Source organism: Streptomyces sp. NPDC029296 (assembly GCF_055569255.1).
In genome coordinates this window covers 99,808-106,939 of the sequence record NZ_JBVHXT010000038.1, presented here as the reverse complement: position 1 = coordinate 106,939, position 7,132 = coordinate 99,808, and the positions used below count along the sequence as shown (strand labels likewise).

The 7,132-nt window shown below is 68.6% G+C and carries 6 protein-coding genes and 1 pseudogene; 5 read left to right on the top strand and 2 right to left on the bottom strand.

What is annotated here, in order from left to right; all coding sequences use genetic code 11:
* Window positions 1-92: 92 nt before the first annotated feature.
* Window positions 93-683: pseudogene (locus ACZ4W9_RS29920) on the top strand (XRE family transcriptional regulator); the annotation flags it as partial.
* A gap of 2 nt (window positions 684-685) precedes the next feature.
* Window positions 686-1,156, top strand: a complete 471-nt coding sequence (locus ACZ4W9_RS29915) for an NUDIX domain-containing protein (protein ID WP_467941028.1) — start codon at window positions 686-688, stop codon at window positions 1,154-1,156.
* Window positions 1,157-1,194: 38 nt separating this feature from the next.
* On the opposite strand, the gene ACZ4W9_RS29910 is transcribed toward ACZ4W9_RS29915, so the two are convergent.
* Entirely contained in the window at window positions 1,195-2,100 is a 906-nt protein-coding gene (locus ACZ4W9_RS29910; RefSeq protein WP_467941027.1) for a hypothetical protein, read from the bottom strand.
* Between the two features lie 907 nt (window positions 2,101-3,007).
* On the bottom strand, window positions 3,008-3,499 hold the full coding sequence (locus tag ACZ4W9_RS29905; protein WP_467941026.1) for a MarR family winged helix-turn-helix transcriptional regulator: 492 nt from the start codon (window positions 3,497-3,499) through the stop codon (window positions 3,008-3,010).
* Window positions 3,500-3,595: 96 nt separating this feature from the next.
* Between ACZ4W9_RS29905 and ACZ4W9_RS29900 the strand changes: the two genes are divergently transcribed.
* The 3 genes from ACZ4W9_RS29900 (at window position 3,596) to ACZ4W9_RS29890 (ending at window position 7,130) form a co-directional block, all read left to right on the top strand.
* Entirely contained in the window at window positions 3,596-4,468 is an 873-nt protein-coding gene (locus tag ACZ4W9_RS29900; RefSeq protein ID WP_467941024.1) for a DUF2797 domain-containing protein, read from the top strand.
* Between the two features lie 302 nt (window positions 4,469-4,770).
* On the top strand, window positions 4,771-5,511 hold the full coding sequence (locus tag ACZ4W9_RS29895; protein ID WP_467941023.1) for a response regulator transcription factor: 741 nt from the start codon (window positions 4,771-4,773) through the stop codon (window positions 5,509-5,511).
* A complete protein-coding gene (locus ACZ4W9_RS29890; RefSeq protein ID WP_467941022.1) occupies window positions 5,508-7,130 on the top strand; it encodes a sensor histidine kinase in 1,623 nt (540 codons plus the stop codon). Before ACZ4W9_RS29895 ends, ACZ4W9_RS29890 begins: the two co-directional genes overlap by 4 nt.
* Window positions 7,131-7,132 lie beyond the last annotated feature (2 nt).

The following is a 7,132-nucleotide window of genomic DNA, read 5'->3' as shown; positions in this document are numbered from 1 at the left end:
GCGACAGACGGGCACTCGGCCTGCCCATCAGCAGGCTCAGAACGCGAAACGGTCTGCCGACTCCGTCGGCAGACCGTCATGAAAGGCCGAGGCTAGGAGAAGACGTGCACGCTCTATGGCCCGCGCTCCGGCAGGCACGTCCCGCCCGCGCCGTCAGCCCGGAACTTGTGGCCCTCTACGACCAGCGGGCAGACATCCCCGTGTCGACCTTCGTGGACATGCTGACTCAGGCCCGCGAGCGGATCGACGTGTTGGTGTACGCCGCTGTTTTCCTGCACGAGGCGTACCCGCGGCTCAACGACCTGCTGCGAGAGCGAGCCGCCGATGGGTGTGCGATTCGTATCGCAGTCGGCGACCCGGACAGCCCGCATGTCCAACAGCGCGGCATCGAGGAGAAGTTCGGGCACGGGATCGAGTCCCGCTGCCGACTCGCCCTCATGCACTACCGTCCGCTGGCCGAGGTCGCTGGCATCGAGGTCCGGACCCATGCCACCACGCTCTACAACTCGATCTATCGCGCGGACGACCAGGCGCTGGTCAATGCCCACGTCTGGGGCGTGAACGCCTACGGTGCTCCCGTGTGGCATCTGCGCCGCAGCGGGGAGGGTGGCATGTTCGATACCTACGCCAGCAGCTTCGACGCGGTGTGGGAAACCTCGACGCCGATAAGCGAAGAAGGATGACCATGGCCAGGACCGAGTACTACGACGACCCGGCGGCACCGGAGCCGAACAGCATGGTGGTCGCCGCGTCCGCCGTGGTGACCGACGACGAGGGACGCATTCTCCTCCAGCGCCGGCGGGACAACGATCTCTGGGCGTTGCCAGGCGGTGGTATGGAGATGACCGACTCACTCCCGGGAACGGCCGTCCGCGAGGTGAAGGAGGAAACGGGTCTGGACGTGGAGATCACCGGTCTCGTGGGCACGTACACCGACCCTCGCCACATCATCGCCTACTCGGACGGTGAGGTGCGTAGACAGTTCAACGTTTGCTTCACGGCCCGTGTGGTTGGGGGCCGGCTCGCGATCTCGGACGAGTCCACGGAGCTGCGGTTCGTCCGGCCGGAGGAGATCGATCAGCTGCCGATGCACCACACGCAGCGGCTCCGGATCTGTCACTTCCTGGAACACCGCGATCGGCCCTATCTCGGCTGACCGCACCTGCGACACCTGCTTTGGGTCGGACGGGCCCCCTAGGGCTGTACAGGTCGTCCATCCCCGAAGCGGTCAGGAGCAGCTGCGCACGCCAGCTTATTTAGAGCGTCTAAGTATTCCCCATCTGATTCCGTCAAGGTCATCACCAGCACGGCAGTCAAGTAATGCCACGCGTTTTGATCCAGAGTGGTGGCGATTGGTACCACAGAATGGAAGATCATGTTTGCGGTGATTGAGCCGGTGCTGGCCTCAAGCATTCGGCCGGCCATTGGTTCCGCAATGTCAGACCCTCCGATTTGAAGGTATAGGTGCCCCATCTCTGCCACAAACGCAATCTTGTCCCTGGTATCGCAGATCAGATCAAATTGAGCATGGCCGAGTTGATCGATGATCGCCTCGGTCGTTCTCATGCGCGGCGCCTGGAAGGCTTGCTTGCCGTCTAGCTCTACCGCGTTAAGGGCACGTTTGATTCGAGCGTACCCTTTGCGGATTTCAGTCTCATTTAGCTTGATTTGCCTGCCGGCGAAGTTCGCTACAATCTCGGCAAGTCTGTCGGTGCCAATTTCTTCATCGCCGAGAAAACTGGCCACTCCAAAGGCGGCAAGGTCGACTACATCTCTGCGGCCTCCCAAACTCCAAAGATTTGGGCGATGTGTCGATGTAGGGTCGGGATTGCGGAGCATGCGATTGTAGTGTTCGATAGAAATCCTTGTGATTGTCTCCGCCGAATCTTCTATGGAGCGACATTTTTGCAATTCTCTGCGTATTCTGCCGTCTAGGGTCTGGTCGCCGTGTTCGACGAACCACTCAAGAGCTGAGCGAACTGCCGACTCTGGCAACGGAAAGCCGGGAAGTACGAAAAGGTCGTTATGGCGCGGATCTACTGTGAAGATTCGCAACACTGCTTCATGTATGGATACACCTTGCCGCGAGACTATCGACATTGCTTCGGTAATATCGAATGATGCGCCATCAAGTGTGGAAGCTGACCCGTTGCCTCTACCTAAGAATGTGCGCCTATTGCGCGGCAAAATCCCAGCGTGACGCCATCGTTCGAGCTGAGCCAGGCTCGCCTGGATCCCACGGCGCTGCAAGTGCTCCAAGAGGGCTCTGTCTGCCGCGCTGGGACCAGTCCTGACCATGGCCCCAGCTTAGAACCCCGCGAAGTTGTCGGGACTCCGCCGAGGCAGTTGTTGCCTTACTGGAGACCGTTGGAGCCCAACGCGGGCTTCTCGGGCATGACAGGAGTGAGTGCTGTGGACGAGCGCCGGTCTGGACGTGGGCGTCTCCGAACGATCCAACTGCTTGCGGTGGGGGTAGTAACAGGTGCTGCACGTGCGGTCGTCAGTTGGTTGCTCAATCAGTTGGTTGGCTAAAAGGCTTAGCACCTTGGCGCGGCACGGGCGCTGACTGACCGGGCGCAAGTGGGGTGGAGACGGGGGCGCGCGCGACCGGGCGCCGTTCCGCGCCCGATTAGCGAAGCTGCCGCCTTGCAGCCTGTGCCGAAATTTGTACCTCTCAGGCCGGCTGTGTTTACAGTTCTTCAGGTGCTGGGAGGCTGCGCCGTTGTTCAGAGCTGACGGCAACCCTGACGGCAACGACGGCTCACAGGGACCGTTGATCACGGCCGTCAGCGATCAGTCGGGAGGAGGGCGGAGCATCCGCCCAACGCTCTGCCCGATCCTACGGATCAGAAGGTTGCAGGTTCGAATCCTGCCGAATGCACAAGGTGAGAGGCCCCGGAGAAATCCGGGGCCTCTTGCGTTTCGGGGATGTACAGCCAGCAGTGAAGCAGGATGACGAGGAGCGGGCTGCACGTGCGGCGGGTGGGTCGGGGCAGGCGGTGGGGTGTCAGCAGTCCTCGTCCGGGGCGTTGCGGTTGAGTTTTTCCAGGTATTCGTGGGCCAGGGCCGTGGTGCGGGTGAAGCAGTCGGTGATGAGGGCCAGTTGCTCCGGGGAGTAGTCCGCGAGGAGGGCCGTCAGGCGCTTGGTGTGGCCCGCGTACACCGTCCGCACCCGGGTGATCGCCTCCGGGACCGCCGCCACGCGGACCCGTCGGCGGTCTGCGGGGTCCGGGCGGCGGGTGACGTAGCCGGCGCGTTCCAGGCGGTTGAGGATGCCGGTCACCGCGCCCGTGGTGACGTGCGCGCGGGCCGCGAGGTCGCCCGCCGTGAGCAGGTCGTCACCGGCCTCCAGGACGAAGGTGAAGCAGGCCAGGTCGGTCACGGTCAGGCCCAGCCGCCGGGCCAGCTCCTGCTGCCCGATGAGATGGGCGGCGATGAGGTGGTCCATCGCCGACAGCGCTTGGGCCGGGGTGGCGGGCTCGCTCGGCGTGCCGTGCATCTTCTGGGAGTCCTTGAGGGGTGAGAGTTTCGGTTCATATCGCTTAGCCGGTAAGGGAACCAATGGTGTCAGACCCAGCCCTTACCCTCGCCAGTGATGGCACAGGTCTGGAAATGCGCAGGGCTCCGCTGGGTGGCGGACGGCCCGGTGCTGGTGTGGGGCGGTGGGCGGCGCAGCGCGCTGGGCCGGGGGAGGCGGATCGGGTTCGCCGTGCCGGAGGGCGGTGTGCGGACGTGCGCGGGAGCGCGGGGGAACGGCTGTCCGGTGCGGGCCGTCGTGCCGGGGCGGAGCACGGGCGGCCGGTGCGAGGAGTGCGCGCGGCTGGAGCGGGCGCACTCGGTGGCCGCCGACACGGTCGCGGACGACCCCCGGCCGTACCGGGTGTACCTGGCCTGGTTCGGGCCCGGGATGGTGAAGGTCGGCATCACCGCTGTGGAGCGGGGTCCGGCCCGGCTGCTCGAACAGGGTGCCGTCTGCTTCAGCTGGCTCGGTACCGGTCCCCTGATGGCCGCGCGGCGCACCGAGGAACTGCTGCGGGCCGCGCTGCGCGTGCCGGACCGGGTGCCGTACACCGAGAAGCGGGCGGTGCGGGCCGCGCTGCCGGAGTCGGAGGCGGAGCGCGCCGCCGAGGTGCGGGAGCTGCACGCGCGGGCCGTCGCGCTCCCCGGCTGGCCGGAGTCGCTGCGGGCCGATCCCTGCCAAGTCGTCGATCAGCTCGGCGCCTTCGGGCTCACCGGTGGGCCGGAGGCGTTCGGTGAGGTCGTGGAGCTGGTGCCGGGCGGGGCCGTGCGCGGGGAGCTGGTCGCGGTCGCCGGGCCCGATCTCCATCTGGCCGTCGGCGGGCGCGGGGCCGTCGTGCTGGACACCCGGTTGATGACCGGCTGGGAACTGGTGCCGGCCGGTACCGCGGCGGACGGATGCGGCTTCCCTGTCCGGGAGTTCGGCAGGCCGCCGGAGGGGCTGTTCTGACCCGCCCTGTCCAAAACCCTCTACCGTCCCCCGGGACCTTGGTCCCCGGCCTCCCGGCCTGCCGGCCTGCCGGTCTCCCGGCCTCCGGGCCCTTGGTCCCCGGTCTCCCGGTCTCCCGGCCTCCGGGCCCTTGGTCCCCGGTCTCCCGGTCTCCCGGCCTCCGGGCCCTTGGTCCACGGCCTCCCGGCCTCCCGGTCCCAGGCTCCCGCCCTCTGCCCCGCCCGCTGCCCCCCGTCCCTTTCTCAGAGAAATCACAGACTCTGGAAAGCGTCTTCTCAGAGCACCCCGCCAGGGTGTCCGCCATGACCAGGACCTCGCCCCAGGGGCGCACCGAACTGCTGAGGCCGGACGGGAGCCCCGTCCGCGTGCTGGTGGTGGACGACGAGCTGTCGATCACCGAACTGCTGAGCATGGCCCTTCGCTACGAGGGCTGGCAGATCAGGAGCGCGGGCGACGGCCAGGGGGCGGTCCAGACGGCCCGCGAGTTCCGGCCCGACGCCGTCGTGCTCGACATGATGCTCCCGGACATGGACGGCCTGTCCGTGCTCGGCCGGCTGCGGCGCGAACTGCCGGACGTGCCCGTGCTCTTCCTCACCGCCAAGGACGCGGTGGAGGACCGTATCGCCGGGCTCACCGCGGGCGGCGACGACTACGTCACCAAGCCGTTCAGCCTGGAGGAGGTCGTCGCCCGGCTGCGCGGGCTGATCCGCCGCTCGGGAGCCGCCGACCGGCGGTCCGACTCCGTGCTCGTCGTGGGGGACCTGACCCTGGACGAGGACAGCCACGAGGTCTCGCGGGGCGGTGATTCGATCCACCTCACCGCCACCGAGTTCGAGCTGCTGCGCTTCCTCATGCGCAACCCCCGGCGGGTGCTCAGCAAGGCGCAGATCCTGGACCGCGTGTGGTCGTACGACTTCGGCGGCCAGGCCAATGTCGTCGAGCTGTACATCTCGTACCTGCGGCGGAAGATCGACGCGGGCCGCGAGCCGATGATCCACACCCGGCGGGGGGCCGGTTACCTGATCAAGCCCGCCGCGTCGTGAGCGGACGGCGCCGGCCGCGACCGCGACGGGGACAGCCGCGCACCCTGCGCACGCGGCTCGTCGTGGCGTCCGTGACGCTGATCGCGGTGGTGTGCGCGGTCATCGGCACGGTCACCACGCTGGCGCTGCGCTCGCACCTGTACGAGCAGTTGGACGGCAAGGTCACCGAGATCGCCATGCGCGGGGTCGGGCACCTGGAGCCCGGCGGCGCCGGACCGGGGCTGCCCCGGATGCCGGACGCCTCCACCCCGGGCACGAAGGTGGAGGACCTGCTGACGAAGGGGCCCACCCCGTTCGGGGCCGTCGCGGCCTATGTGCGCGGCTCCTCGATCACCAGCGCCGCCGTCGCCCGGCAGCAGAACGACGACAACGGCTTCTTCAAGCGGTCCCGGGCCGACAGCCTGACCACCGCGCAGAAGGCGGCGCTCCGTACCGTGCCGCGGGACGGCGCCGCGCACACCGTGCGGCTCCCGGGCCTCGGCGGCTACCTCGTGAAGTACAGGGCGAGCCGGGACCGGAGCGACGCCTTCTACGTCGGGCTCCCCACCAAGGACACCGACGACAACATCAACACGCTCGTCCTGGTCGAGATCAGCGTCACCGCCGCCGGTCTCATCGCCGCCGCCATCGCCGGGTACGTCCTCGTCGGTGTCGCCACCCGCCCCCTGCGCAGGGTCGCCGCCACCGCCTCCCGGGTCTCCGAACTGCCGCTGCACACCGGCGAGGTGATCCTCAGCGAGCGGGTCCCGGAGGCGGAGTGCGACCCGCACACCGAGGTCGGCCGGGTCGGTGCCGCGCTCAACCGGATGCTCGACCACGTGCACGGCGCCCTGCACGCCCGGCAGCGCAGCGAGACGCGGGTACGGCAGTTCGTGGCCGACGCCAGCCACGAGCTGCGCACCCCGCTCGCCTCCATCCGCGGGTACGCCGAACTCACCCGGCGCGGCCGCGAGGAGGTCGGGCCCGACACCCGGCACGCCCTCGGCCGGATCGAGTCCGAGGCCGGGCGGATGACCCTGCTCGTGGAGGACCTGCTGCTGCTCGCCCGGCTCGACGCCGGACGGCCGCTCCGCTTCGAGCCCACCGATCTGGTCCCGCTGGTCGTCGACACGGTCAGCGACTCCCGCGCTGCGGGCACGGACCACACCTGGCGGCTGGACCTGCCCGATGCGCCGGCCCTGGTCTCCGCGGACCCGGCACGGATCCAGCAGGTGCTGGTCAACCTGCTGGGCAACGCCCGCAAGCACACCCCGTCCGGTACGACCGTCACCGCGCGGGTGCGCCGGCGCGGGCCGTGGATGTGCGTGGAGGTGGAGGACGACGGCCCGGGCATCCCGGCCGGGCTGCTGCCGCACGTCTTCGAACGGTTCGCCCGGGGCGACTCCGCGCGAACCCGCGCCACCGGCTCCACCGGCCTCGGACTCGCCATCGTGCGGGCCGTGACCACCGCGCACGGGGGCACTGTGACCGTGGACAGCGGGCCCGGCCGCACCGTGTTCACCCTGCGGCTGCCCGCCCTCGCCCCCCTGGACGCCGCCGGGCCGGTGCCGGGGACCGGCCTGTCACCGCACTCACAGCCGCAGCACAGCGTCAACACACGGGCGCGACAGGGGGCCTGAGA